The sequence below is a fragment of the Streptomyces sp. NPDC058664 genome (genome assembly GCF_042716635.1).
Taxonomy (GTDB): Bacteria; Actinomycetota; Actinomycetes; order Streptomycetales; family Streptomycetaceae; genus Streptomyces.
Genome location: NZ_JBHXRW010000033.1, coordinates 65,423 through 89,780, shown reverse-complemented (window position 1 = coordinate 89,780; position 24,358 = coordinate 65,423). Strand labels below are relative to the sequence as shown.

Here is a 24,358-nt window from a genome sequence, read left to right as displayed (position 1 = left end):
TCCGCGGGCGCCGCGCCGGGCGGGGCCGCCCCCCCCCCCGCCGTACGTCCCCGTCCGGGCCCGTCAGCCGAACTGGCCGGGCTGGTAGTCGCCGCCGGGCATCTGGATCATGACGTTGCCCCGGTTGAAGGCGTTGATGAGGGCGATCGCGGCGACCAGGGCGGCGAGCTGCTCGTCGTCGTAGTGCTTGGTGGCGTTCGCCCACGCCTCGTCCGTGACCCGGCCGCCGTCGGCGATGCGGGTGCCCTGCTCCGTCAGTTCGAGGGCCGCGCGCTCGGCGTCGGTGAAGACCGTGGCCTCGCGCCAGGCCGCGACCATGTGGAGGCGCTGCTGGCTCTCGCCTGCGGCGGCGGCGTCCTTGGTGTGCATGTCGAGGCAGAAGCCGCAGCCGTTGATCTGGCTGGCGCGGATCTTCACGAGCTCCTGCGTCGCGGCGGGCAGCGACGAGCCCTCAAGTGCCTTGCCGGCCGCGATGATGTGCTTCCAGACCTTGCCGGCGATCGGGCTCTCGAACATGTTCAGGCGAGCGCTCATGGCGGGTTCCTCCGTGGGTTGTCGTTGCCTGCACCCACACGACGGAACGGGGACGCCGGGATGTGACACGAGCGGATGTGACCCGCGTCTCACGGCTGGGGCGGGTGGTCGGCGCCGTCGTCGAAATACGGGCCCGCGCGCCGGGACCCGCCGCCCGCCGTCCGTCGCCCGCCGAAATCCCTTGCCCCGCACGGGCGCTCCGTACGATCCTCCCCGCATGAGCCTCCCTCCCCCTCCCCCGCCGCAGCCGCAGCCGCAGCCCGTGATCACCCTCGACGGCGGCCTCACGCTGCGCGCGTACGACGCCGAGGCGGACCTGCCGGAGTTCTTCCGGGTCATCGAGGAGTCGCTCGACCACCTGCGCCCCTGGATGCCGTGGGTCGCCGAGCACGGCCCGGACCGCGCCGAGGGCTTCCTGGCCGGCCGCGCGGAACGCTGGGCGAGCGGGGACGAGTACAGCTACGCGATCGTCCTCGACGGCGCCATCGTCGGCTCCTGCGGGCTGGCCCGGTACGAGGACACCCCCGCCGACACCCGCGAGATCGGCTACTGGCTGCATCCCGCCGCCACCGGACGCGGCGTCGCCACCCGGGCCGCCCGCGCGCTGGCCGAGCAGGCCTTCCGGCTGCCCGGTGTCGAGCGCGTCGAGATCGTCCACGACCCGGCCAACGTCACCAGCGCCGCCGTCCCCGCCCGCCTCGGCTTCACCGAGGACGGCCGGCGCCCCGCCGAGGCCCTCGCCCCGGCCGAGACCGGCGAGGTCCAGGTCTGGTACCTGCGGGACCACGGGGTGCCCGAAGGGACCTGAGTGCGGCCGGGGGCCGGGAGAGCGGCCGGGGAGGTGGAGAGCCCCGCCGGGATTTCCGGACACCCGCCGGGAGTTCCGGCCGTCCGCCGGGGCTTCCGGACATCCGTCGGAGCTCTGTACGTTGAGCCGATCTTCGGATCGCCGCCCCCCGTCCTCCCCCTGCCCGGCCCGACCTCAGGACCCCCGTGAGACACACCGTCACCGAAACACTGCGCGCCGCCTCGCTCGTCTGCGCCGCCGTCGCCGTCGTCCTCTTCTTCGCCCACGACCGCTCCGACGGGGCCCGTTGGGACGTCCTCGCCGCGCTCCTCACGGGAGCCGCCTGCATCGGCGCGTGGTCCCTGCTCACCCGGAACGAACCGCCCCTCGGCCCGCCGGAGCCCGCCCCGGAGCCGATGCGGGACCTGCCGTCCGTACTGCCGCGCAACCCCGTCGACTGGTACCTGACGGCCGGCATGACGCTCGTCGCCGTCGCGCCCTGGGCCGTGGTCCGTTACGCCTTCCACCAGGAGGTCGACCTCGCGATCCTCGTCCTGGTCTCCCTGGCGCTGATCCCCTGGTCCCTGGTGGTCCTCGTCCTGACGGTCAAGAACCTCCTCGTCCGCAGGCTCCCCGAGCCGCAGCGGCTCCTCGCCGCGGACGCCCGGGCGGGCCGCGTGGTGGCCGTCCGCTTCGAGTCCGCGGGCGCCGAATGGAAGAGGTTCGTGCCCGAGGACAGCACGAAGCTCATCGATCCGCCCCTCGATCACGCCCAGCACCTCACGGTCCGGGACGCGAAGGGCGACTGGTACGGCATCCACGGCCTGCTCAGCACCCTCTTCGGCCCCGACCACGCCCGTAAGCAGCTCGCCTTCTTCGGCCCGCGCACCAAGGGCCGTCACGTCTGGATCTACTGGCCGGAGCGCTGGGAGCCCGTCCTCGCGGTGGCGAGGCGGCGGGGCCACCCGGCCTATCCGGTGGTCGCGATCGCCGACGACGGCGAGATGATGTGGGGCTACGCGGCCCTCGACTACACCGACCGCTACCTGACCGACCCCACGAACCTGCGCGCCACCACCCCCGGCGTACGGGCCCGTCCGGTACGCCCCCGCCCGTACTTCCGCCCGGCCGTGCACGGCCGGATGCTGATCCGCCTCGCCGTCGCCCTGGCCGCGCTGACACCGGTCCTGCTGGACGCCGTGTCGGGAGGCGTCAGCGCGCTCCTCGGCCTGGTCGCCGCGGCCGCGATCATCGACGCGCCGCTCGCCGCCCTCCGGGGCAACAACAAGGTCCCGGACCCGTCCCGGTACAAGATCCCCCCGGTGACGGACTTCCGCACCCAGCCGTAGTCCTCGCGGCCGCCCCGGCCCCCTGCCTCACCCGGCTCACCCGGCTCACCAGAACTGGCCGAAGGCCGGCCACGCGCCGAGCCAGAGCAGGAGGCCGCCGCTGATCAGGTACGGCGCCGCCCTGCCGATCACCTTGCCGAGCCGGGTCTCGTGGGAGGCCCGCCCGGGACAGCGGGAGTCGTAGGTGACGGGAAGGGTGAACGCGCCGGATCCGCCGGAGTACTGCCACAGGACACCGTCGGCGTCGTTGAAGTAGCACAAAGGCCCTTTCTTTCCGACCAGTTCGGCCTCCACGGTGACGCCGTCCGTCGAAGAAAACGACGACTTAAGATCGACCGGCCGCAGAACGACAACAGGTGGGAGAGCGTGATGGCCGGTCAGGTCGCCGCTGTGAGCCGTAACGAGACGTATTCGTTCAGCAAGCCCAATCGCGATTCCATCACGCTGCTCACGGGGCTCGGAGTGGAAGGAGACGTTCACGCGGGTGAGACGATCCGCCACCAGTTCCGCATGACCTACGAGCCGGACCTGCCCAACCTGCGCCAGGTCCACCTGATGCACGAGGAGCTCTTCGACGAGCTCGCCCTCAAAGGCTTCGAGGTCTCCGCGGGGCAGCTCGGCGAGAACATCACCACGCGCGAGGTGGACCTGTTGGGCCTGCCCACCGGTGCTCTGCTCCATCTCGGGGAGCAGGCGGTGCTCGAGGTGACGGGACTGCGCAACCCGTGCTCGAAGATCAACGACTTCCGCAAGGGGCTGCTCGGCGAGGTCTTCGCCATGGACTCCGTGTCCGGCGAGTTCACGTTCAAGTCCGGTGTCATGGCCGTGGTGCGCCGTGGAGGGATCGTCCGCCCCGGCGACTCCGTCCGGGTCGAGACGCCGCCCCTTCCCCACCGCTCACTGGAACGGGTCTAGTGCTGTGACCGGGATGGTTCACCGTGATCGGAAGGCGGCTCGTGGGACGAGCGCACGCGAAACGGCTGGTATTACTGGGGCATGCAGGAAGAGACCGCACGCTCCGCGATCGACACGTTCATCTCCGCGTTCAACGCCTCGGACGACAGCTATGTGACTGCCCTGCTCTCCCAGGCCCTGACCTCAGACGTGGTCTTCTGGGGACCGTTGGGCCGCAGCGAAGGAATCGCGGCGGTCGAGCGGTTCGTGCTGGACATCCGGCGCCACCCGGCGGGGACCGGCACGATGGTGCGCTGCTCAGCGGTGGACATGCCTGACGAATGGGCCCGGTACCAGTGGGTGTTCACCACGCCGGATGGAGGCCCCCGCCTGGCGGGAACGGACGTCGTCCATCTGCGACGGAGCCTCATCGACCAGGTCATCGTCTTTGCGGGGGAGATCAAGCCGTCCGCCTCCTGAGTCATCCTTCTGTCGCTGTCCTTCTCCTGAACTTGCCCCTTCGGCGTTCGGGAGCTGCGGTTCGCGGTTAGTCAGACTGCGGTGTTGAAGGGGCGTCCGCCCCAGCGGATGCCCTTTTCGCTGCGGATACGGGCGCGTTCCTTGCGTTGGGCTGCGAGTACGTCGGGGTGGCGGGCGCCAGTTCCGCTCGTCCCAGCGGCCCTTCATGTAGGTCTCCGCAGGATCAAGGACGACGATCCTCCCGTTCCAGCGCAATGACGTTCCGGCCGACGTACGCACAGCTGGGAGCGGATCCCAGTACCCCGGATGGTCGCTCACGCCTGCCTCCTCCACGTGCCCCCGCCAAGACCCGGCAAGGGTGTCAAGGCTCGGCACCGTTGAGCAACGACGGCCTGGAGGCCATGCGCACGCCGATCCGGATCGATCGGATCAACTCGTCCGGTCCTCACGTACGACCCGGTGGCGGAGGAGTACGGAGCGGCCGTCGAAGGTCCGGGTCTCCACCGTCTCCAGCTCCGTACGCCGCTCCGCCGGGTGGAAGGCGGGGGTGCCGCCGCCGAGGAGCACCGGGTGGACGACGACCTGGTACTCGTCGACGGCACCGTGCGCACCGAGGTGGGCGGCCAGCTCGGCGCCGCCGAACAGCACCAGGTTCTTCCCGGCCTCCGCGAGGGCCCTCAGCTCCTCGGCGACGTTCTCGGACACGACGGTGGTGTTCCAGCCGAGGTCCTGACCGGCCAGCGTCCGGGAGACCACGACCTTCGGGGCCTCCCGCCACACCGGCGCGAAGGCCAGGTCGTGCGGGTCCTGCGAGTACCGCTCGGCGTTCGGCCAGAAGCCGGACATCAGGTCCCAGACCTTGCGGCCGTAGAGGAAGACGGTGTCGCCCTCGATCAGTTCCCCGGTGTGCGCGGAAAGCTCGGGACCCATGGCCGGCCAGTCGAACTCGCCCTTCGGCCCGGCGATGAAGCCGTCGAGGGACTGGTGCACGAAGTGGATGATCCGGCCCATGGGGTCCTGCCTTCCCGGTGACGCGCACCGCCCCTGCGGCCCGCTCTCGCCCTGTGGTCGGAGCCGTCCGACGCCGCTCGACATCCGGGGCGGCCTCTTTTCGGCCGACTTGTTTCGGCCTGCGACCGGCCCGGATCGTCGTCGCCGCCGATCAGCCCGACGCGGCCTGACATCCGCCTTCCTGGCTTACCCGCGCGACGAGGTCACGCCAGGTCGGCCGGGGCTCGGCGGCGGGCTGCTGGAGGTGCAAGTGGGCCTGTCGGGCTGCCTCCTGGCGGCAGGGGCCGCAGAGCGTCTCGTCGGTAGCGGGCCGGAAGACGTGGGTGCTCCCCGGCCCCTCGCAGGTCACAAGCGCGGCGACCCGGGCCGTGACCGGTTTCCACGCGTCCGCCGTGGCCGGGGCGGCCGGGGCTGCGGGAAGGGGCTCGGCCGGGAGCTTCTCGGTCAGCCGGTGCCGGAGGAACCCCACCGCCGAACGGACGCCGTCACGGGGCAGATGGGCCGTCAGCGCATGGCGCAGGTCCGCGACGGACACGCCCCGCCGCAGCCACTCCGCCGCCGCCTCGGCCAGCCCCCGCGCCTCCCGGACACCGAGCAGCAGGTCCCGGTTGTGGTGCCGGAGCGAGAGCAGGACGCGCTCGGCCTCGACGGCTTCGGGAGCGAGATCGCCGGGGGCGGGTTCGGTTTCCGGGGCGGGGTCCGGCTCGGGGGCCGCTTCCGGTTCCGGCGCCTGCGCTTTGGTGGGTGGGTGGGGAGAGGTCTTCTTCTCTCCGTCTTTGTCCACCGGAGGTTGAGGTCCGGCGTGCCGGGGCCTCGGAAAACCGACAGTCGGTCCCGCGTCGTCCGGAGACTCGGCCGGAATCCCGTCCCGGATCGCGTTCGCCTCTTCACGCGTGAGGGTGACGTTCGAGAGCAGCTGCTCGGTGCTCCAATGCCCGCGCCGCGTGTGGAACTTCCACTCGTGGAGGTACCCGCACTCCGTCAGGCACTCCTTCGCCCGGTGGTACGCCCGGGGCCGCATGCCCAGGTCGGTGGCGTGCTCCCCGAGCGGCTTCTCGCTCGCGGTCTCGGGGAGACCCTGGACGTACATGAGGAGGAGCTTCGCGTCGCTGTTCAGACGCGGATGACGCACGACACTGTTCGAGACCTTGCTGAAACACCGAACGGGGTCGATAGCATGGCGAAGCATTTCTGGTGGACCTCACTAGACCACTAGGGATGAAGGTCCCCGGATGGTGTTTGCCCACCCCCGGGGGCCGCCCCATTTACGGAGCGTGATGATGCGATCACCGTAGCGCACACTTCACCGTGTGATGCAACAACTCCGGCTCCACGAACGGATCTTCGATTGTCGGCCGTGACCTCCAGTCGAGCGGCCACGTCGTCCCGTGCAGCGCCGGGATCCCCACGTACGACTCGCTCCTGCCACCGCCACTGAGCGCTCGCGTCGGAGCCGGCCACTCGTAACCGGCGACGGTCCCGGGCGGCACGAGGAAGTACAGGTTCCTCATGCCGGTGGCCTCCCGGACGATCGGGCCCGCCTGGAAGTCCGTGAACGCCATCAGCCGGTACGCCACGTCCTCACCGAGGAAGCCCTCGATGCGTACGGCGTCGAAGTGCACGCCCGCGTGACGGAGGGCGTGACCGGTGGCGGGCACCCAAGAGGGCACGGTGTCAAGCGACTTGCGCAGATTCATGCGGTCAGCTTGGTGGGCGTGCTGTGCTGTGACCAGCGCCACAGGGCGTTTGTGCCGGGCTGTGCACTTGGGAGGTCGTGTGTGAACAAAGAGAACAACGGAGGCGTGGGGGCCGCCAAAGCCTTCGGAAGGCTCCTGCGCTTCCACCGGGAACGGGCGGGGGCCTCGCAGGAGGCGCTGGGCGGAAAGACCGGATATTCCAAGTCCCAGGTGGCCATGATCGAGCGGGGGCAGCGGCGGCCGAGGGGAAACTTCGTCGAGATCGCGGACGAGTTCCTGAGTGCACAAGGTGCACTTCTGGAGGTCGCGGAGGAGATGACGGCGAGCGGAATCGCCGCCTGGTTCGAGGACTACCTAGAAGAGGAGGCCAAGGCGGCGGGCATCCACATGTACGAGACCCACCTGATTCCCGGGCCGCTCCAGACCCCGGAATACGCGCAGGCCGTCTTCCGCAGTGCGGTCCCGGCTCTGGAGGACGAGGACATAGAGGCCGGTGTCGCCGCCCGGATCAAGCGCCAGGAGCTGTTCTTCCGCAAGCCCACCGCCCTCGTGACATTCGTCCTGGAGAAGACGGCACTCACCAAACCGATCGGCGGTCCGGACGTGCTCCGGAAGAACCTGCTCCACCTGCGGGAGCGCGCCGATCTTCGTAACGTCACCATCCAGGTGATGCGCGAGGACCGGTGGACGCACGCCGGTCTCAACGGGCCCTTCATCCTCCTGGAGACCGAGGGCCGCAAGAGTCAACTCGTCTATGTGGAGGGGCAGGGCGGCAGGTACTTTCTCAGCGAACAGCCGGACGTAGGGGACTGCTTCGCCCGCTACAGCGAGCTACGGGCACAGGCCCACACTCCGGAGGACTCCGCACGACTCATCGAACAGGTGGCACGAGAGCTATGAGCACCGACCTCAACTGGTTCAAGAGCAGCTACAGCGGCGACCAGGGCGGCAACTGCATCGAGGTCGCGATCGCCTGGGCCAAGTCCTCCTACAGCGGCGACCAGGGCGGCGACTGCGTCGAGGTCGCCATCGTTTCCGCCCCCGACTCCGTTCACGTCCGCGACTCCAAGGACACCTCCCTCCCCTCCCTCTCCGTCTCCTCCGACGCCTGGTCCGCGTTCCTCTCGCTCGTCTGACGGCGGCCCGCCGCCCCGGCTCAGCCGAGGGCGGCGAGCATTTCGTTGCAGGCCTGTTCGCAGGAGCGGCACGCCTCCGCGCACATGCGGCAGTGTTCGTGCATCTGCGCGTGCGTCTCGCATTCCTCGGCGCACGTCCTGCAGACCATGGCGCACGCCTGGAGCATCGCGCGGGCGACGTCGGCGTCGTAGCCGGTGTGGCGGGAGAGTACGGACGCGGTGGTGGTGCAGATGTCGGCGCAGTCCATGTCGGTGCGGATGCACTTGGTCAGGTTCCCGACCGCGCCCTCGGACAGGCACGCGTCCGCACAGGCGGTACACGCCTGGGCACAGGCGACGCACTCCTCGATGCAGCGGGTGAGCTTGGCCCGGTCCACGTCGCCCAGGTCGGCCGGGAAGGTGGCGAGCATGTCCCTGACGGTGGTGGTGCTGGTCATGGCGGGTGCCTCCGGATCCCGGCAGGGGCCGGCGGGCCCCGGACAGGCCGCCTGCGCGCCCCCGCCCTCGTCCCTCCAGCTAACTCCTTCCGGCGCCGACACGCCTGGGCGGACGTCCCTTGTGATCCGACCCGACCCTTTCGGCTCCTTCGAGCCGGCCCGGGTCAGCCCGCCAGTCGGGCGAGGGCCAGTGCGTGCGCGTGGTCGAGGGCGTCGGCGGCAGCGCAGGGCACGTCCGGGCGCACACCGGCGCCCTCCCAGTTCGTGCCGGAGACGGGGTTGATCGCGCGGCCGACGGGGACGGTGGCTTCCAGGTGCGGGTGTACGGTCCAGCCCTCGCGCGGGTGCGCGCCGCCACGGGTGGGCTCGCCGACGACCACGGCGCGGCCGAGCTGCTGGAGGTCGTACGCCAGCTCTTCGGCGGCGGAGAAGGTGCTGTCGCTGGACAGCACGTACAACGGCTTGCTGCCGCCGAAGCGCGCACCGGGAACGTGCGGCGGGCTCCAGGACTGCTCTCTGCGCTCGCCGTCGCGCCAGTACATGGTGTTGAGGTGGGTACGCTCGTCCAGGAGGTAGCCGCAGACGAAGGCGACCGTGTCCGGGTCGCCGCCCCGGTTGGCGCGAAGGTCCACGATCAGCGCCCGGGCGCGGGAGGCCAGGGTGAGCGCGGCGCCCAGCGGTTCGGCGGCCCACTCCAGCGGAAACAGCATCGGGGCCAGCTCCACCACGGCGACCCCTCCGTCGAGCAGCTGCACCCGGGGCGCACCGCCCAGTGAGGTGTCGAAGTCCCGGCGCATCGCGTCCAGGGTGGCCGCCCCCTGCTTCGGGGGCACCGGGTCGGCGTGGTGCTTGAGATTCAGGTGCCGGTCGCCGTTGACGGACTGCAGGTCCGCGGTGACCAGGCGGGCGAGCTCCTCGGCGTCGTCGACGTCGTAGGTGCCCTCGGTGAGGCGTCGTCGCAGCAGGTCGGCGAGCTGTTCGGCTATCTCGGGGAAGACGTAGTGCTCGATCAGGAGGCGGGCCGTCTCGTCGATGACAGGGGCCGGCAGAAGCTTCGCTGGAGTCGTCATGGCAGGGAGTAGAGCACCGCCCTTGCGAAAGCGTCAAAGAGTTTAGACACTTTCGGTATGCCTGATCAGTCTTCCTGGCCGCCGCCTCCCGAGGACGTCCTGGAGATCGGTGCGCCCGAGCAGTTCGCGGCGCTCGCTCACCCGTTGCGTCAGCGGTTGCTCTTCGCCCTGGGCCACCGGCCCGCCACCGTCAGCCGGCTCGCGGCGCAGCTCGACGCGAAGAAGGGCAACGTGGCCCACCACCTCAAGGTGCTCCGCGAAGCCGGGCTGGTCCATGTCGCCGAGACCCGCCAGGTCCGCGGCGGCACGGAGCAGTACTACCAGCGCACGGCCCGCCGGATGACCGTCGCCGAACCCCGGGCGGAAGGCACCGCCGCGATGCTCGCCGCGTTCGCCCAGGAACTGGACCGCTCTCCCGCCGATACCCACCTGACACTGCGCCACCTGCGCCTCAGCCCCGCGAAGGCAAGGGAACTCGGCGAGACCCTCACCCGACTGGTCGACGAAACCGAGGAGAACGCGGAGGACCAGCCCGTGCACGGTGTGCTGGTGGCGCTCTACCAGCAGGCCCTGCCGACCGGCACCACCGGTTCCGTCTAGCGGCACCGGCCTCACGAGACAGCAGACAGCAGCCGGTACGACGGAGGCCTCCGCCCCGGGTCCCGGGGTGGAGGCCTCCGCTTTTCACGGGATCGGAACGATCAGAAGGTGCCGTTCAGGCCCCACCAGTTGACGTCCTCCACGACACCCGCGTTGAACGTGCCCGTGCCCTTGCCGGTGTAGAGGACCAGGCAGCCCACGCCGTCGCACTCGGCGGAGGTGTAGCTGCTGCCGCTGACCGTCGCCAGGTCGTTGCGGCCGTCGGCGTTGAAGTCGCCGACCGCGAGGAACGCGGCCATGGGGTTCCAGCCGGAGCCGATCAGCACGCGGGCGCCGAAGGTGCCGGTGCTGGTCGCCGGGTAGAACCAGAGCTTGCCCGTGGCGCCCTCGCGGGCGATCAGGTCGGCCCGGCCGTCGCCGTTCATGTCGCCGGGGGCGACCAGCGTGTTCATCGCGTTCCAGCCGCCCGAGCCCATGAGCTTGCGCGCGCCGAGGGTGCCCGCCGAGGTGCCCGGGTAGAGCCACAGCTTGCCCGTCGACTTCTCGATGGTGAGGAGGTCCGAGCGGCCGTCGACGGTCAGGTCACCGAAGGCGGTGAGCTTGTCCATGGCGTTCCAGCCGCCCGAGCCGATGAGCTTGCGGGCGCCCAGCGCGCCCGTACCCGTGCCCGGGTACAGCCACAGCTTGCCGGTGGCGGTCTCGCGGGCGATGACGTCCTCGCGGGCGTCGCCGGTGAAGTCGCCGTGGCGGGTGAGGGTGTTCATGGCGTTCCAGCCGCTGCCGAGCAGCTTGCCGGTGCCGTCGCCGGGCAGGAACCACAGGCGGCCGGCCTTGTCGCGGGCGAGGACGTCCGACTTCTTGTCGGCGTTGAGGTCGCCGAAGCCCGCCGCCTTGGTGCCGGTCGCCGCGTGCCACTCGGGGTACGCGGGCAGGACGCACTCGCGCTCGGTGGGGACGAACTTCAGCGAGCTGATCGAGTCGCTGCCGGGGCCACCCCACTCGGTGCCCGACGGGCTGGAGGGAATCACACTGGCGCCCGCGTCGTCGCCGTAGTTCGGGTCGTCGTAGAGGCAGGCGACCTTGCTGGTGCGGTTGACGACCGAGCGGAACGTGTTGTCCCACGTCCCGAGCGTCGCCGTGTTCACGTTGGTCTTGTACATCGTGCCGGTGCCGTTGTCGGTCTTCCAGGCGCAGAAGTAGCCCGACGGGCAGTCGCTGACCGCGGCCTGGGCGGGTGCGCCCGTACCGAGAAAGCCGGCCGACGTGAGCCCCAGCGCCGTGGCCACCGTGGCCAGGCGCCGCAGCATGGATGTGCGCATGCATGTCCTTCCTGAGGCGGCGCGGAGAGGACCTCGGACGCGCCGCGAGAGGAAGACGGTATCCGGTCGGGTGGGCCGTGTGGGCACGAGGGGTCCCCCGTGCCCGTAGTGCCTGGTCCACGGCGTGCGGACGTGACGCCTGGGCTACGGCGTGAGGACGCCGTTCAGGAAGGGTTCGACGGCCTCCGCCCAGGCCTCCGGGCGCTCGTAGTGGAGGAGGTGGCCGGCGTCGGGGATCTCCGCGTACTCCCCGTGGGGCAGGACGCGGACCATCTCCTGCGCCTCGGCGCGACCCAGCTCGCCGTCCAGGCCCCGGACGACGAGGGTCGGGCAGCGGACCTGGGCGAGGGAGTCCCAGTGGGCGTCGTGCACCCAGGTCGCGCGGGAGGACAGCATCTGCGCCGGGTCGAAGACCGGACGCCAGCCGTCGGGGTGCACGGCCATCACCTCGGCGAAGAAGGCGCCCCTGGCCGGGTTGGGGCGCTCGACCCAGGCGTCGTCCTCGCCGAACCAGCGGCGGACGGCGTCGAGGGACGGGAAGGGGGCGGGCCAGCTGCGGAACCAGTCCTGCCAGGCGCGCTGCGAGGCGGCCCCGAGGGCCGAGGCCCGCATGTCGCAGATGACGAGGGCGCGGACGAGGTCGGGGCGCTCGGCGGCCAGCTGCCAGGCGGTGAGGGCGCCCATGGAGTGGCCGACGAGGGTGACCGGGCCCAGGTCGAGCTGCTCGACGGCGGCGGCGGCGTCCGCCACGTACGCCTCGCGGGTGAAGGGGCCGGTGGGGGGCTTCTCGCTCGCGCCGTGGCCGCGCTGGTCGAGGGCGATGACACGGTGGCCGCCGGTGAGGCGGCGGACGCCGGGGGCCCAGTGCCCGGCATGACCCATCAGGCCGTGGAGGAGTAAGACGCCGGGGCCGGTGGCCGGTCCGGCGGTGGTTCCGGTGACGGGGCCGTGGGCCTGTGGGGCGGCGTGCGGTGCGACGGTGGGGGCGGTCGCGTGCCGGGCCGGCTGCGGTACGGCGGTGTGGTCGGTGGTCTGCCTGGCCGGCTGCGGTACGGGGCCGGGGCCCGTGCCCGGGGCCGCCTGGCGGGCGATCCGTGGGGCGGTGGTCGTCCCGGGCCCGGGCGTGAAGTCCCAGGCCGCCAGGCGTACCCCGTCGGCCCCGGTGACGTCGAGTCGTCGCGCCATCCCTGGCACCCCCTCTGCTTCCCGTCTAACCCCGCCAGACTATCGAACTCGCATTCGAAAATGCGCTCCTGCCACCCAACACCCCTCGTTCGAGTGACAGGACTCCAGGATTGACGCCCGCCGCCGAGGGGAGATCTTCAACGGGAGGCGGACCGCTCGGGGAAACCGGTCCGAAGGGAACGACCTTGAGAGCTCGGGGCTCCAGGTCGGAACAGGGGAGGACAGGCCCCGGCGCCCCAGGGCGCCGGGGCCCTCTGCCGTCCGGACCCCTCCACCCGCCCGGGCGAGCGGCATCCGGCGTACGGAATCCGTCCGTCGCATGGCCCCACCCCTCCCCGGCATCGCACCGCTCTTCCCAGCGTGGCACGGCGAGGGCGTGCGCGTGGCCATTCCGGCGTAAACGGGGCGCACGGCGGGAAGTTGGCCGCCCCGGGCGGCAGCGATACGGGTTCGTGACCCCGTTCCGTACAACCGGATCCGGCCCTCACCGGTCAACCGGACGTGATCTCATCCCAAGTGCTCGCCAAGGGCAACGACTCCGCCACCCTCCACCCCGACCGTCTGATCATCAGTCAGGAGGGCGGGCGGGTGCGCAAGGAGATTCCGCTCGTCGCCGTCCACAGGGCGGGCCGGGACGGCGAGACCGGCATCAGGGTCCACCTGACCGACGGAGAGGTCCACTGGATCCCGGGTGGCAACGCGACCGCCACCGAGGCCTTCCTCGACGCCCTCTCCGCCGCCCTGCCCGAGGAGCGGGACCCGGCCGGCAGCGCGCTCGTCACCGTCGAGGAGAAGGAGCCCTTCAGGGCGTGGGTGTGGTGGACGGGAGGCATCACCGTCCTGCTCGCCTACGTCGGTTACGTCACGTGGGTCGGTGGCACCCACGGCATCGGCCACGCCGTCCTCACCTCGGTGTCGCTGTTCGGCGCGGTCCTCGGCCTGCTCGGAGCCGTCGGCGCCGTGAGCAGCTTCCTCGACGGGAGGACCCTCGCCCGGCGCGGCATCACCGTCGTCGCCACCCGGGGCCGCTACCCGAACGGGAAGCGGCACGGCTACTTCACGTACACCGACCCCAGCGGCAACGAGTACACCAACCACAGCTCGCGGTCCTCGGAGACCGTCCACCTCGTCTACGACCCCGAGAGCCCGGGCAGCAGCCGGGTCCGGCAGACGTTCGCCTGGATGACGGTCAAGCACGTCCTCGGCCTGGGAACCGCCCTCGGACTCCTCTGGCTCGGCGCGCTGGGGGTCGCCGCCCCCTTCCGCTGACGGAAAGGGGACGGCCGGCCCCGGCACGGCCGGTCAGCGCTTCGCGACGAACACGTGCGCCGCGGTCTCCGCGTCCAGCTCCGCCGCCTCGCCGCTGCTGCCCACCAGGACACCGCCCGGGGACTCCGTCACCGACACCACGGAACCGGGCTGCACGCCCGCGCGCCGCAGCGTGTACATCAGCTGGGCGTCCGTCTGGATCGGCTCGCCGATCCGGCGCACGACCACCGTCTTGCCGCCGGACGCGTCCAGCTCCGCGAGGGACACCATCGAGTCGTCGAGGAAGGCCTCCGCCTCCGCCTTCTCGCCGAGCTCCTCGAGGCCCGGGATCGGGTTCCCGTACGGCGACTCCGTCGGGTGACGCAGCAGCTCCAGGACCCGCCGCTCCACGGCCTCGCTCATCACGTGCTCCCAGCGGCAGGCCTCGGCGTGCACCTGCTCCCACTCCAGGCCGATCACGTCGACGAGCAGGCACTCCGCGAGGCGGTGCTTGCGCATGACGCGGGTGGCGAGGCGGCGGCCCTCGTCGGTGAGCTCCAGGTGCCGGTCGCTGGCGACGGCCACCAGGCCGTCGCGCTCCATCCGGGCCACCGTCTGGCTCACGGTCGGACCGCTCTGGTCGAGCCGCTCGGCGATCCGGGCGCGCATGGGGACCACACCTTCCTCCTCAAGCTCGAGGATGGTGCGGAGATACATCTCCGTTGTGTCGATCAGTCCGGACATACGTGCCCCTCGATGAGTCGTGCGCTGGCCCTCCGCCAATTCTGACGCATCGGACGGACAACCGGGCCGCACCGACCGAAGGGTGGTATTGACAGAGCAATGGTCCAGACCGCACCGTGATCGGCGACCGGGGTGCGCCCCGGTGCACGACCATGACACGACGGCGACGAGAAGGAGCTTCCGGAATGGGCGACAGCGCGGGCGAGAGCAAGCTGGCCGGACAGTTCTTCGACGCCGCGATCGGTCTGCTCAAGGAGGTCCGTGACGGGGACTCCGCCGAGATCGCCGAGGCGGGCGCCGCCATCGCCGAGGCCGTCGCGAACGGCAACCGGCTCTTCGCCTTCGGTGCGGGCCACTCCTCGCTCGCCGCCCAGGACGTCGTCTACCGGGCCGGTGGCCTCGCCCTGATGAACCTGCTGGTCGTGCCCGGCGTCGTCGGGGTCGACGTCATGCCGGCGACGCTCGGCTCCGCCCTCGAACGGGTCGACGGACTCGCCGGAGCCGTCCTGGACTCCTCCCCCGCCAAGGCCGGGGACGTCCTGATCATCATCTCCCTCTCCGGACGCAACGCCCTGCCCGTGGAGATGGCGATGAACGCCCGCGCCCTCGGCCTCACCGTCATCGGCGTCACCTCGGTGGCGTACGCGACGGAGACCAGGTCGCGGCACGTCTCGGGGACGTACCTCAAGGACCACTGCGACATCGTCCTCGACTCCCGTATCGCCGTCGGGGACGCCGAACTCACCCACGAGGGCATCGAGGCCCCCTTCGCCCCCGCCTCCACCGTCGTCACCAGCGCCCTCATGCAGGCCACGATGGCCGCCGCCGCCGAGGACCTCGTCCGGCGCGGCATCGAGCCGCCGCTGCTGCGCTCCGGGAACGTCGACGGCGGGCACGAGTGGAACGGCCGGGTCATGACGGAGTACGGCGACCGGATCTTCTACCGGCACTGAGCGACCTTCACGGAGCCGGGGCCTCCGGGCGGTCCCCCAGGTCCAGCGTCGCCGCCACCTTCGACGCCACCGACTCCGCGAAGACCACGTCCTCCCGCTCGAAGGGCGAGCGGCACGCGGCCCGCAGGAAGGTCAGGACGCCCAGGGTCCGGCCGCGGGAGCGCAGCACCACGCACACCGCGTGCGCCGCGTCCCCCGGCCACTGGTGGGCCTCCGCCCACACCTCGGCCGTCCGGCCCGCGCTCGCCCTGACCGTGCCCACCCGGTCCCAGGCCTGGAGCGCCGGATGCCGCGGACCGTAGCGCAGCGGGATGCCGCCGCCCACGACCGGCGACGCGGGGCCCGGGGCGCCCGCCGGGGTGGCCAGGGCCCGGGTCAGGCGCCGCTCGCCCGCGACCCGGTCGACCACGGCGTGGTCGGCGAATCCGGCGAGGGCGAAGTCGAGCAGCACGGTCGCCGCCTCCGCCGGGTCCTCGCACTCCGCGGCCGCCGCGCCCGCGCGGTGCAGCTGGCTCCAGCGGAACCGCAGCCGGTCCGCCTCCCGCGCCGCGAGGCGCTCCTCCGTCACGTCCTGGAACAGCCAGGCCACCCCCAGCGGCACCGGCTCCTCCGCCATCGGCGACGAGAGCCGCACGAAACCGCTGCGCCAGCACCGGCGCCGCTCCCCCGTGGCCGTCCTGAGCGTCACCCACACCTCCACCGGCGCGGGCGGACTGCCCTCCGCCAGGACGTGCTGGAGCGCGGCCTCCAGTTCCTCCGCGCCCTGGACGACGACGTCACCGAGGGGGCGTCCGAGCAGGGACGTGCGTCCCGTACCGAAGGCACGGGCCGCGTGGCCGTTGACCATGGCGGGGCGCAGATCGGCGTCGACGAGGACGACCCCCCAGGAGGCGTCCTCGAAGAGGGCCTCGCTGAGGGCCACCGAACGTTCCAGGTCGAGCTGGACGTGGACCTCGCTGAACGCGCAGTACACCCCCGCCGGACCGCCGTCCGCGCCGCGCACACCGGCGGCCTGGCTCCGTACGAGCACCCGGCCGCCGTCCTTGCGGAGCAGCGCGAGCTCGTGGACCTGCCGGCCGCCCTTCATGGCGCCCATCACCCGGCGCAGGATCTCCTCGGCGTCCGCGTTGCGCGCGGCCCACCCCTCGAAACCGCGCCGGCCGACGGCCTCGTCCGCGGACCAGCCGAGGATCCGCTCGGCCTCGCGGTTCCAGTGCGTGATCGTCCCGTCGGCGTCGAAGGCGCAGAGCGCCGCGTCCATCCCGTCGAGCAGCGCGGCCAGCAGATCGGCCCCCGCCCCGGGAACGGAAGCGGTCTCGCTCGCGGACCCCGTGAAAGCACTCATCCCGGCACCCCCCATGCTGCCGCCATTCAACTGGAACGTGACGCAGAGCACATCACCTTCACCGAAATCGTTGCATGGCGGAAACGCGCCCGAGCGGCGATCAGGGCGCGAGGCGCTCCACCCGCCAGGTCACGTCCCCCCGGCCGTCCGGGCCGTCCTCGCGGACGTAGCGCAGGCGGTCGTGGAGGCGGTTCTCGTGGCCCTGCCAGAACTCGACCGCGTCCGGGACGACCCGGACGCCGCCCCATTCCGGCGGCACGGGGACCTGGGCGTCCCCGGGGTAGCGGGCGGCCAGTTCCTCGTAGCGGGCGAGGAGCTCGGCGCGGGAGGCGATCACCGAGGACTGGCGGCTGGCCCAGGCGCCGAGCTGCGAGCCGTGCGGGCGGGTGCGGAAGTAGGCGACCGTCTCGTCGCGGCCGACGCGCTCGGCGCGGCCCGTGACGATGACCTGGCGGGCCAGCGGGTGCCAGGGGAAGAGCAGGGAGGCGTACGGGTTGGCCGTGAGCTCCCTGCCCTTGCGGGATTCGTAGTTGGTGAAGAAGACGAAGCCGGCGCGGTCGTAGTGCTTCAGGAGGACCGTGCGGGAGGACGGCCGTCCTTCGGGGGTGGCCGTGGAGACGATCATCGCGTTCGGCTCGTGGATCGCCGGGTTCTCGGCGGTCTCCTTGAACCAGCGGGTGAACTGCGCGATCGGCTCGGGCGCGAGGTCGGCGGCGGAGAGCTCCGTGGTGCGGTACTGCTCGCGCATGTCGGCGGGATCCAGGGCGGCGTTCGCGGAAGCGGTCACGGGATCGGTCACGGGGCCATCCTGCCGCAGCGCCTCAGTTTGCCCGGCACCGCGTGCCGCCAATCCTTACTCGCCGGATCGGCGCAGTGTGCCGGACGTCACGCTTCCCCGCATCATCGGAACCGTACAGACTCTTGGGCTGGACGACTGTTGAATCCCCACCATCGACCAGTGAATCCATCCATCGACCAGCATCCGGTTGATCGATCATCGATAGAGGAGCCGCCTGATGTCCGACTTCGTACCCGGGCTCGAGGGAGTCGTCGCGTTCGAGACGGAGATCGCCGAACCCGACAAGGAGGGCGGCGCCCTCCGCTACCGCGGCGTCGACATCGAGGACCTCGTCGGCCAGGTCTCGTTCGGCAACGTCTGGGGCCTGCTCGTCGACGGTGCCTTCAACCCCGGCCTGCCCGCCGCCGAGCCGTTCCCCATCCCGGTGCACTCCGGCGACATCCGCGTCGACGTGCAGTCCGCGCTCGCCATGCTCGCGCCCGTGTGGGGCCTCAAACCGCTCCTCGACATCTCCGTCGAGCAGGCCCGCGACGACCTCGCGCGCGCGGCCGTGATGGCCCTCTCGTACGTCGCCCAGTCCGCCCGCGGCCAGGGCCAGCCCATGGTCCCGCAGAGCGAGATCGACAAGGCCGAGTCGGTCGTCGAGCGCTTCATGATCCGCTGGCGCGGCGAGCCCGACCCGAAGCACGTCAAGGCCGTCGACGCCTACTGGACGTCCGCCGCCGAGCACGGCATGAACGCGTCCACGTTCACCGCGCGCGTGATCGCCTCCACCGGTGCCGACGTGGCCGCCTCCCTCTCCGGCGCCGTCGGCGCCATGTCCGGCCCGCTGCACGGCGGCGCGCCCTCCCGCGTCCTCGGCATGATCGAGGAGATCGAGCGCACCGGCGACGCCACCGCGTACGTCAAGCAGGCCCTCGACAAGGGCGAGCGCCTGATGGGCTTCGGCCACCGCGTCTACCGCGCCGAGGACCCCCGCGCGCGCGTGCTGCGCCGCACCGCCAAGGAGCTCGACGCCCCGCGCTACGAGGTGGCCGCCGCGCTCGAGAAGGCCGCCCTGGAGGAGCTGCACAACCGCAGGCCCGACCGGATCCTGGCGACGAACGTCGAGTTCTGGGCGGCCATCGTCCTCGACTTCGCCGAGGTCCCGGCACACATGTTCACCTCGATGTTCAGCTGCGCCCGTACGGCCGGCTGGTCGGCGCACATCCTGGAGCAGAAGCGCACCGGGCGCCTGGTCCGCCCGTCCGCCCGCTACACGGGCCCCGGCAAGCGGGACCCGCGCGACATCGAGGGCTACGCCGACATCGCCGGCTAGACCGGCTGGGCCTGCTGGGACGGCCTGTCGGCCGGGCCGGCTGAGCCCGCCGGTCGGTCAGACCAGCTGGGCCTGCTGGGACGGCCGGGCCTGCTGGGTCGGCCGTCCCTCCGGGTGCAGGAGGAGCTCCGCGTGGTGACGGTCCGCCACCAGCGGGTGGGCGCGGAGCTTTCCCTTCAGCGCGTTGAACCCGTACTCGGCGAACAGCGGGTTCGCCGGGTCGGCCGTGACACCGGGTGCCGTGTCCGCGTGCGGGAAGGCGAGCGGCGCGATCCGGGCGTCGAGCCGCGGGTTGTAGAAGAACGGCACGGAGAACCGTTCCGTCGCCCCGGGCGGTGAGACCACCCGGTGGTTCGTCGCGATCAGATAGCCGTTCGTGGCCACTTCGAGCAGCTCGCCGAGGTTCACGACGAACGCGCCCGGCAGCGGCGGCACGTCGTGGAAGTTCCCGTCCTCCCGCTGCACCTGGAGCCCGCCCACCTGGTCCTGGAGCAGCAGGGTGAGGAAGCCGTAGTCCTTGTGCGCGCCGACGCCCTGGTCGTCGCCCTCGCCGCTGCTGCCCGGGTAGCGCACCAGCTTGAGCTGCGGGTGGGCACGCGGGCCGAAGATGTCGTCGTAGAAGTCCGCGGGCGCGCCGATCGAGGCGAGCAGCTCGTGCAGGAGGCGCTCGGCGACCCCGCTGAGCCGGTCGATCCAGTGCAGGGCGGCGGTGCGCAGCTCGGGGAGCGCGGCCGGCCACTGGTTGGGGCCTTCGAGCCACCAGTACGGGGCCTCCCAGGGCGCGGGGACGTGCGCGGGGCGCTCGGCGCCGATGTCGAGCTGGTCGCGCCAGTCGCGGGCGCCCTGGGTGCGCTCGTCGCCGATCCGGGTGTAGCCGCGGAAGTGCGGCGAGTTGAGGTTGTCGAGGGCGAGCCGGTCCGCCTCGGGCAGCGCGAAGAAGGCGTGCATGGCGGAGGTGAGGGCCCGGGTCTCGGCCTCGGTCACGCCGTGCCCGACGAGCTGGAAGAAACCGACGTCGTGGGCGGCCGAATGGAGCTGCGCGTGGAGCAGCCGCCGGGCCTGGGGGTCCTTGTCGGCGGCGGAGAGGTCGACGATGGGGAGCTGGGACGGGTACGAGCTGTTCGTCATGGGTGCGTCCGCGGGGGTCTACGGGTGCCCGGGGCGGCCGCCAGGGGTGGGGCGGGGGCCACGGGAGCCGATCGGCTGGGGCTCTGACGGGGGACCCGCAGGGGCGCTGGTGGGCCCGGGAGGGTCAGGCGGAGCGGCGACAGCTCATGCTCGTGACGCGGACGAAGTCCACGTGGCGACGGCGTACGAGCGTAGGCATGCGACCAGGGTACTGCGGGCGCGGGAGATCGACTGTGGCCCGGGTCACGTCCTGGCCATCGGCCTCCGGGTCTGTTCAAAGCGGCGGGCGTACGCGAAGATCGCCGCCACGCGTGTTGAGTACACGCCAAGCTTCCCGTCGCAGCATCCCATCGCAGGAGGATGTCCATGACCCGCCGCACCCCTCGTGGCCTGGTCGCCGCGGCCGTCGCCACCACGGCCGTCGCCACCGCCGCGCTGCTCCCGTCGGCCGGCGCCTCCGCCGCCGTCCTCCCCCAGGCGCGCGTCTTCATGGTGAACCCGGTCCAGTCCACCGGCGACCAGTCCCTCACCGACCGCAAGGACGCGGTGAGCGACGTCCCCGCCTCCGCGTACACCCTCGCCACGCTGCGGAACCTCGACGCGAGCGGTGGCCTGTCCGGCAGGTGGGTCCAGGTCCGCTCCGAGACCGGCAAGCCCGCCACGGTCGCCGGCGCCACCGCGTACAACCGCTCCGACGACGAGTTCGAGCAGGTCATGGCGTACTTCTGGATCAACGAGGCGCAGGAGTACCTCCAGGGCCTCGGCTTCGGCACCGAGCTCCCCGGGGCCAACGACCGCGTCCAGCCGGTCCGGCTCAACCAGTGGGGCGCCGACAACTCCTACTTCACCGACAAGAAGGCCGAGATCCGCCTCGGCAAGGGCGGCGTGGACGACGCCGAGGACGCCGAGGTCATCGTCCACGAGTACGGCCACGCCGTGCACCACGCCCAGGTGCCCGGCTTCGGCACCACCCCGGAGTCCGGTGCGATCGGCGAGGCCTTCGGCGACTACCTGGCCATGGCCGTCGGCACGCACGCGGTCGAGAAGTACGACTGGCCCCTGAAGGCCGACGCGGCCTGCGTCGCCGACTGGGACGCCACCGGCTACAGCGCGGCCCCGCACTGCCTGCGCCGCCTCGACGGCACCAAGACGTACGCGGACCGGGAGGGCGAGGTCCACGCCGACGGCGAGATCTGGTCCCGGGCGCTCCTCGACATCCACACCTCCCTCGGCGCGCGCACCGCCGGCCGGATCATCGTGAACGCGCAGTTCGGCTTCGCGCCCGACACCAGCTTCGAGGCCGCGGCCCGGACGACGGTCGCGACCGCGCAGCGGATGTACGGCGCGTCGGCGGCGAACGCCGTACGGGCGGCCTTCCAGGCCCGGGAGATCCCGGGGGTCTAATCGCTCAGGGCCTCGTTCACGATCCGCGCCCACTGGGCCACCACCCGCTCCCGGCGGGCGCGGTCGTCCGTCAGGAGGGTCGCGAGGCCCAGGCCCCGCGCCATGTCCAGGAGGCCCTGCACGGTCTCCCGGACCCCCGGCCGGGACTCGTCGGCGCCCAGGACCTCGACGGCGATGCGGTGCGACTCTCGGCCGACGCGGGCTTCCAGCTCCGCGACCCGGTCGCGGAGCTGGTCCTCGTCGGCGGCCGCGACCCAGAGGTGGAGCGCGGCCCGGAAGAGCGGCCCCGTGTACAGGTCGACGAGGGCGGCGACGGCCTCGTGCCGGTCCCGCGACGGAAGGGCCCGCAGCGCCTGGGAACGCTCCTCGGCGACGTACTCGACGGCCGCCGTGAACAGGTCCTCGCGGGTCGGGAAGTGGTGCTGCGCCGCGCCCCGGGACACCCCGGCCCGTTCCGCGACGACGGTGACCGTGGACCCCGCCCAGCCGTGCTCGGCCAGGCAGGCCACGGCCGCCTCCAGGAGCCGCTGCCGGGTGGCGCGGCTCCTGTCCTGCTTGGGGTTCCGGTCCGGCTTGGGTGCGGTCACAGCCGCCATGCGGGGTCCCGTCGTTCGAGGAAGGCCGTCATCCCCTCGCGCGCCTCGGTGGAGGCGAAGAGCGTGGCCGACGTCCGCACCAGGTCCTCCGCGTCGCGCTCGAAGGTTTCCAGGACTCTAGCGGTGACCAGCCGCTTCGCCTCCCGCAGGCCCTGCGGGGAGGCGGCGCGGAGGGAGTCGAGGATGCCGGGAAGGGCCTCCTCGCCCGCCGTCACGAGCCCCATGGCGACGGCCTCCGGGACCCCGAACCGCTCCCCCGTCAGATAGTGGCGGGCCGCCGCGCGCGGTTCGAGCTTCGGCAGGAGGGTGAGGGAGATGACGGCGGGCGCCACCCCGATCCGTACCTCCGTGAGGGCGAAGTCCGCGCCCTCCCCCGCCACCACGATGTCGCAGGCGCCGAGCAGCCCGAGACCGCCGGCCCGGGCGCGGCCGCCGGCGGTGACGTGGCCGACGACCGGTTTCGGCAGCTCGACGACCTGCCGGAGCAGGTCCACGAAGGAGTACGGGCTCGGCGGCGCCTTCAGGTCGGCGCCCGCGCTGAAGGTCGTCCCCGTGTGGGTGAGGACCACCGCCCGGACCGCCGGGTCCTTGCCGCAGGCGGTGAGCGCGTCGGCGAGTTCGGTGACGAGCGACGCGGAGAGCGCGTTGCGGGTGGCCGGGGAGTCCAGGGCGAGGGTGGTGATCCCCCGCTCCTCGGTGACGGCGACCAGGGTCATGTGCGGTCCCTCAATTCCCTGCGGAGGATCTTCCCGGACACTGCCCGGGGAACGGCCTCGACGAACTCGACGGCGCGGACCTTCTTGTACGGGGCGACGCGGGCGGCGACGTGCGCCATGACGTCCTGGGCCGAGAGGTCCGGCGCGGCCTGCTGGCGGACGACGAAGGCCTTCGGTATCTCGGCGCCGTCGGCGTCGGTGACGCCGATGACGGCGGCGTCGGCGACGCCCTCGTGGGTGAGGAGGACCGCCTCGAGTTCGGCGGGGGCCACCTGGAAGCCCTTGTACTTGATGAGTTCCTTCACGCGGTCGACGACGAACAGCCAGCCGTCGGCGTCGACCCGCCCGACGTCTCCGGTGTGCACCCAGCCGTCGGCGTCGATCATGGCGGCGGTGGCGTCGGGGCGGCCCAGGTACCCCTTCATGACCTGCGGCCCCCGGATGGCGATCTCGCCCTCCTCCCCCGGCGCGGCGTCCTTCGACGGGTCGTCGAGGGAGAGGACGCGCATCTCGGTGGAGGCGAGCAGCTTGCCGACGGTGCCGGGCGGGGGGTTCGGGGCGTCGAGCGGGACGACGTGGGTGCCCGGGGACAGCTCCGTCATGCCGTACGCCTGGAGGACCGGCGGCAGCCCGAGCCGCGCCGAACAGGCCTCGGCGAGGGCCGCGTCGAGCGGGGCGGCGGCGCTGACGATGTACTCCAGGGAGGACAGGTCGTAGTCGGCGACGGCCGGGTGCTTGGCGAGGGCTAGGACGATCGGCGGGGCGACGTACAGGCCGTTGATGCGGTGCTTCTGGACGGCGCCGAGGAAGGTGTCGAGCTCGAAGCGGGGCAGGACGACGACGGTGGCGCCCTGCCGGAGGGGGCCGTTCATGAGCGCCGTGAGCCCGTAGATGTGAAAAAAGGGTAGTACCGCGAGAATCCGGTCACCGGGCCCCATCGGGATGACCGGTTCCAGCTGGACCAGGTTGGTGGCGATGGAGGTGTGCGTGAGCATCACGCCCTTGGGGACGCCGGTGGTGCCGGAGGAGTACGGGAGCGCGGCGACGTCCTCGTCCGGGTCGACGTCGATCTCGGGCACGGGCCCGGTGCAGCCGAGGAAGGCCTGGAGCGAGCGGACGTCATCCGTCTCCGACCGGTCGCAGACGAAGATCTCCTCGATGCCGCCCGCGAGTTCGGCGGCGGCGCGGGCGGCGGGGAGCAGCGGCGAGACGGTCACGATCCAGCGCGCGGCGGAGTCCCGGAGCTGCTTCGCGAACTCCTCGGGCGTGGCGAGCGGGTGCACGGTCGTGACGGAGGCACCCGCGCGCGTGGCGGCGTAGAAGGCGATGGGGAACAGCACGGTGTTGGGGCTGTGCAGCGCGAGCACGTCCCCCTTCCGCACCCCGGCCTCGGCGAGCCCGGCGGCCACCCGCCGGTGGAAGGCGTCGACCTGCGCGTACGTGAGGGTGAACTCGCCGGTGCCGTCGATCAGCGCGGGCGTGTCGCCGCGCTCGGCGGCGCGTCCGAGGACCGCGTCGTGGATGGGGAGGGAGACGGTGGACACGTTCTCGTACTCACTGCGGAACACCATGCGTTGCCCCCTGAGCGGTGGAAGGTGGTCGCCAGGA

At 72.0% G+C, this 24,358-nt stretch carries 27 protein-coding genes; 11 read left to right on the top strand and 16 right to left on the bottom strand.

Annotation, left to right across the window (positions count from 1 at the left end):
* Positions 1-63: 63 nt before the first annotated feature.
* The gene (locus tag ACFWUY_RS25565) at positions 64-534 is read right to left on the bottom strand and encodes a carboxymuconolactone decarboxylase family protein (protein ID WP_384113588.1); all 471 of its coding nucleotides are present in this window, start codon (positions 532-534) and stop codon (positions 64-66) included.
* A 217-nt stretch (positions 535-751) separates the two neighbouring features.
* Between ACFWUY_RS25565 and ACFWUY_RS25560 the strand changes: the two genes are divergently transcribed.
* A complete protein-coding gene (locus ACFWUY_RS25560; protein WP_384113585.1) occupies positions 752-1,342 on the top strand; it encodes a GNAT family N-acetyltransferase in 591 nt (196 codons plus the stop codon).
* A 185-nt stretch (positions 1,343-1,527) separates the two neighbouring features.
* Complete coding sequence (locus tag ACFWUY_RS25555; protein ID WP_384113582.1) at positions 1,528-2,670, top strand: hypothetical protein; 1,143 nt, start codon at positions 1,528-1,530, stop codon at positions 2,668-2,670.
* Between the two features lie 45 nt (positions 2,671-2,715).
* Here ACFWUY_RS25555 and ACFWUY_RS25550 read toward each other — a convergent pair whose 3' ends face one another.
* Entirely contained in the window at positions 2,716-2,931 is a 216-nt protein-coding gene (locus tag ACFWUY_RS25550; protein ID WP_384113579.1) for a hypothetical protein, read from the bottom strand.
* A 108-nt stretch (positions 2,932-3,039) separates the two neighbouring features.
* Here ACFWUY_RS25550 and ACFWUY_RS25545 point away from each other — a divergent pair, with 108 nt between their 5' ends.
* Positions 3,040-3,585, top strand: a complete 546-nt coding sequence (locus ACFWUY_RS25545) for an MOSC domain-containing protein (protein WP_384113576.1) — start codon at positions 3,040-3,042, stop codon at positions 3,583-3,585.
* Positions 3,586-3,666: 81 nt separating this feature from the next.
* Positions 3,667-4,044, top strand: coding sequence for a nuclear transport factor 2 family protein (locus ACFWUY_RS25540; protein ID WP_053663874.1), 378 nt, complete (start codon positions 3,667-3,669; stop codon positions 4,042-4,044).
* Positions 4,045-4,473: 429 nt separating this feature from the next.
* On the opposite strand, the gene ACFWUY_RS25535 is transcribed toward ACFWUY_RS25540, so the two are convergent.
* From ACFWUY_RS25535 to ACFWUY_RS25525, 3 genes are all read right to left on the bottom strand, one after another.
* A complete protein-coding gene (locus ACFWUY_RS25535) occupies positions 4,474-5,055 on the bottom strand; it encodes a dihydrofolate reductase family protein (RefSeq protein ID WP_384113572.1) in 582 nt (193 codons plus the stop codon).
* Positions 5,056-5,206: 151 nt separating this feature from the next.
* Positions 5,207-6,187 carry a hypothetical protein gene (locus ACFWUY_RS25530; protein WP_384113569.1) on the bottom strand — a complete coding sequence of 327 codons (981 nt, stop codon included), beginning with the start codon at positions 6,185-6,187 and terminating at the stop codon, positions 5,207-5,209.
* Between the two features lie 154 nt (positions 6,188-6,341).
* A complete protein-coding gene (locus ACFWUY_RS25525) occupies positions 6,342-6,752 on the bottom strand; it encodes a hypothetical protein (RefSeq protein ID WP_384113566.1) in 411 nt (136 codons plus the stop codon).
* A gap of 81 nt (positions 6,753-6,833) precedes the next feature.
* Between ACFWUY_RS25525 and ACFWUY_RS25520 the strand changes: the two genes are divergently transcribed.
* Both ACFWUY_RS25520 and ACFWUY_RS25515 read left to right on the top strand, forming a co-directional pair.
* Positions 6,834-7,652, top strand: coding sequence for a helix-turn-helix domain-containing protein (locus tag ACFWUY_RS25520; RefSeq protein ID WP_384113563.1), 819 nt, complete (start codon positions 6,834-6,836; stop codon positions 7,650-7,652).
* A complete protein-coding gene (locus ACFWUY_RS25515; protein WP_384113560.1) occupies positions 7,649-7,888 on the top strand; it encodes a DUF397 domain-containing protein in 240 nt (79 codons plus the stop codon). The genes ACFWUY_RS25520 and ACFWUY_RS25515 overlap by 4 nt, the downstream gene beginning before the upstream one ends.
* A gap of 20 nt (positions 7,889-7,908) precedes the next feature.
* On the opposite strand, the gene ACFWUY_RS25510 is transcribed toward ACFWUY_RS25515, so the two are convergent.
* The gene (locus ACFWUY_RS25510) at positions 7,909-8,325 is read right to left on the bottom strand and encodes a four-helix bundle copper-binding protein (protein WP_384113557.1); all 417 of its coding nucleotides are present in this window, start codon (positions 8,323-8,325) and stop codon (positions 7,909-7,911) included.
* Positions 8,326-8,489: 164 nt separating this feature from the next.
* Positions 8,490-9,395 carry a S41 family peptidase gene (locus tag ACFWUY_RS25505; RefSeq protein WP_384113554.1) on the bottom strand — a complete coding sequence of 302 codons (906 nt, stop codon included), beginning with the start codon at positions 9,393-9,395 and terminating at the stop codon, positions 8,490-8,492.
* 57 nt (positions 9,396-9,452) lie between these two features.
* Here ACFWUY_RS25505 and ACFWUY_RS25500 point away from each other — a divergent pair, with 57 nt between their 5' ends.
* Positions 9,453-9,995: an ArsR/SmtB family transcription factor gene (locus tag ACFWUY_RS25500; RefSeq protein WP_384113551.1), complete on the top strand. Its 543-nt coding sequence runs from the start codon at positions 9,453-9,455 to the stop codon at positions 9,993-9,995.
* Positions 9,996-10,096: 101 nt separating this feature from the next.
* Here the strand turns inward: ACFWUY_RS25500 and ACFWUY_RS25495 are convergent, their stop codons facing one another.
* Entirely contained in the window at positions 10,097-11,314 is a 1,218-nt protein-coding gene (locus ACFWUY_RS25495; RefSeq protein WP_384113548.1) for an FG-GAP-like repeat-containing protein, read from the bottom strand.
* Between the two features lie 144 nt (positions 11,315-11,458).
* Positions 11,459-12,499 (bottom strand): alpha/beta fold hydrolase, encoded by a 1,041-nt coding sequence (locus tag ACFWUY_RS25490; protein ID WP_384113546.1) that lies wholly within the window; start codon positions 12,497-12,499, stop codon positions 11,459-11,461.
* A gap of 501 nt (positions 12,500-13,000) precedes the next feature.
* Here ACFWUY_RS25490 and ACFWUY_RS25485 point away from each other — a divergent pair.
* The gene (locus tag ACFWUY_RS25485) at positions 13,001-13,768 is read left to right on the top strand and encodes a hypothetical protein (protein WP_384113543.1); all 768 of its coding nucleotides are present in this window, start codon (positions 13,001-13,003) and stop codon (positions 13,766-13,768) included.
* A 33-nt stretch (positions 13,769-13,801) separates the two neighbouring features.
* Here the strand turns inward: ACFWUY_RS25485 and ACFWUY_RS25480 are convergent, their stop codons facing one another.
* On the bottom strand, positions 13,802-14,491 hold the full coding sequence (locus tag ACFWUY_RS25480; protein WP_384113540.1) for a metal-dependent transcriptional regulator: 690 nt from the start codon (positions 14,489-14,491) through the stop codon (positions 13,802-13,804).
* A 185-nt stretch (positions 14,492-14,676) separates the two neighbouring features.
* Between ACFWUY_RS25480 and ACFWUY_RS25475 the strand changes: the two genes are divergently transcribed.
* Positions 14,677-15,444: an SIS domain-containing protein gene (locus ACFWUY_RS25475; protein ID WP_384113537.1), complete on the top strand. Its 768-nt coding sequence runs from the start codon at positions 14,677-14,679 to the stop codon at positions 15,442-15,444.
* 7 nt (positions 15,445-15,451) lie between these two features.
* On the opposite strand, the gene ACFWUY_RS25470 is transcribed toward ACFWUY_RS25475, so the two are convergent.
* Both ACFWUY_RS25470 and pdxH read right to left on the bottom strand, forming a co-directional pair.
* Positions 15,452-16,789, bottom strand: a complete 1,338-nt coding sequence (locus ACFWUY_RS25470; protein WP_384113534.1) for a PAS domain-containing protein — start codon at positions 16,787-16,789, stop codon at positions 15,452-15,454.
* 100 nt (positions 16,790-16,889) lie between these two features.
* On the bottom strand, positions 16,890-17,537 hold the full coding sequence (gene pdxH, locus ACFWUY_RS25465) for a pyridoxamine 5'-phosphate oxidase (RefSeq protein ID WP_384113600.1): 648 nt from the start codon (positions 17,535-17,537) through the stop codon (positions 16,890-16,892).
* A gap of 268 nt (positions 17,538-17,805) precedes the next feature.
* On the opposite strand from pdxH, the gene ACFWUY_RS25460 reads away from it, so the two are divergent.
* Positions 17,806-18,906, top strand: a complete 1,101-nt coding sequence (locus ACFWUY_RS25460) for a citrate synthase 2 (protein WP_384113532.1) — start codon at positions 17,806-17,808, stop codon at positions 18,904-18,906.
* Positions 18,907-18,963: 57 nt separating this feature from the next.
* On the opposite strand, the gene ACFWUY_RS25455 is transcribed toward ACFWUY_RS25460, so the two are convergent.
* A complete protein-coding gene (locus ACFWUY_RS25455) occupies positions 18,964-20,034 on the bottom strand; it encodes an isopenicillin N synthase family dioxygenase (protein WP_384113529.1) in 1,071 nt (356 codons plus the stop codon).
* Positions 20,035-20,400: 366 nt separating this feature from the next.
* Here ACFWUY_RS25455 and ACFWUY_RS25450 point away from each other — a divergent pair, with 366 nt between their 5' ends.
* Positions 20,401-21,438, top strand: coding sequence for a M4 family metallopeptidase (locus ACFWUY_RS25450; protein WP_384113526.1), 1,038 nt, complete (start codon positions 20,401-20,403; stop codon positions 21,436-21,438).
* Here the strand turns inward: ACFWUY_RS25450 and ACFWUY_RS25445 are convergent.
* The 3 genes from ACFWUY_RS25445 to ACFWUY_RS25435 are packed head-to-tail and all read right to left on the bottom strand — an operon-like array spanning position 21,435 to position 24,321.
* Complete coding sequence (locus ACFWUY_RS25445) at positions 21,435-22,034, bottom strand: TetR/AcrR family transcriptional regulator (RefSeq protein ID WP_384113524.1); 600 nt, start codon at positions 22,032-22,034, stop codon at positions 21,435-21,437. The genes ACFWUY_RS25450 and ACFWUY_RS25445 overlap by 4 nt on opposite strands.
* Positions 22,022-22,750 carry an enoyl-CoA hydratase family protein gene (locus tag ACFWUY_RS25440; protein ID WP_384113521.1) on the bottom strand — a complete coding sequence of 243 codons (729 nt, stop codon included), beginning with the start codon at positions 22,748-22,750 and terminating at the stop codon, positions 22,022-22,024. Before ACFWUY_RS25440 ends, ACFWUY_RS25445 begins: the two co-directional genes overlap by 13 nt.
* Positions 22,747-24,321: an AMP-binding protein gene (locus tag ACFWUY_RS25435; protein WP_384113518.1), complete on the bottom strand. Its 1,575-nt coding sequence runs from the start codon at positions 24,319-24,321 to the stop codon at positions 22,747-22,749. Before ACFWUY_RS25435 ends, ACFWUY_RS25440 begins: the two co-directional genes overlap by 4 nt.
* Positions 24,322-24,358 lie beyond the last annotated feature (37 nt).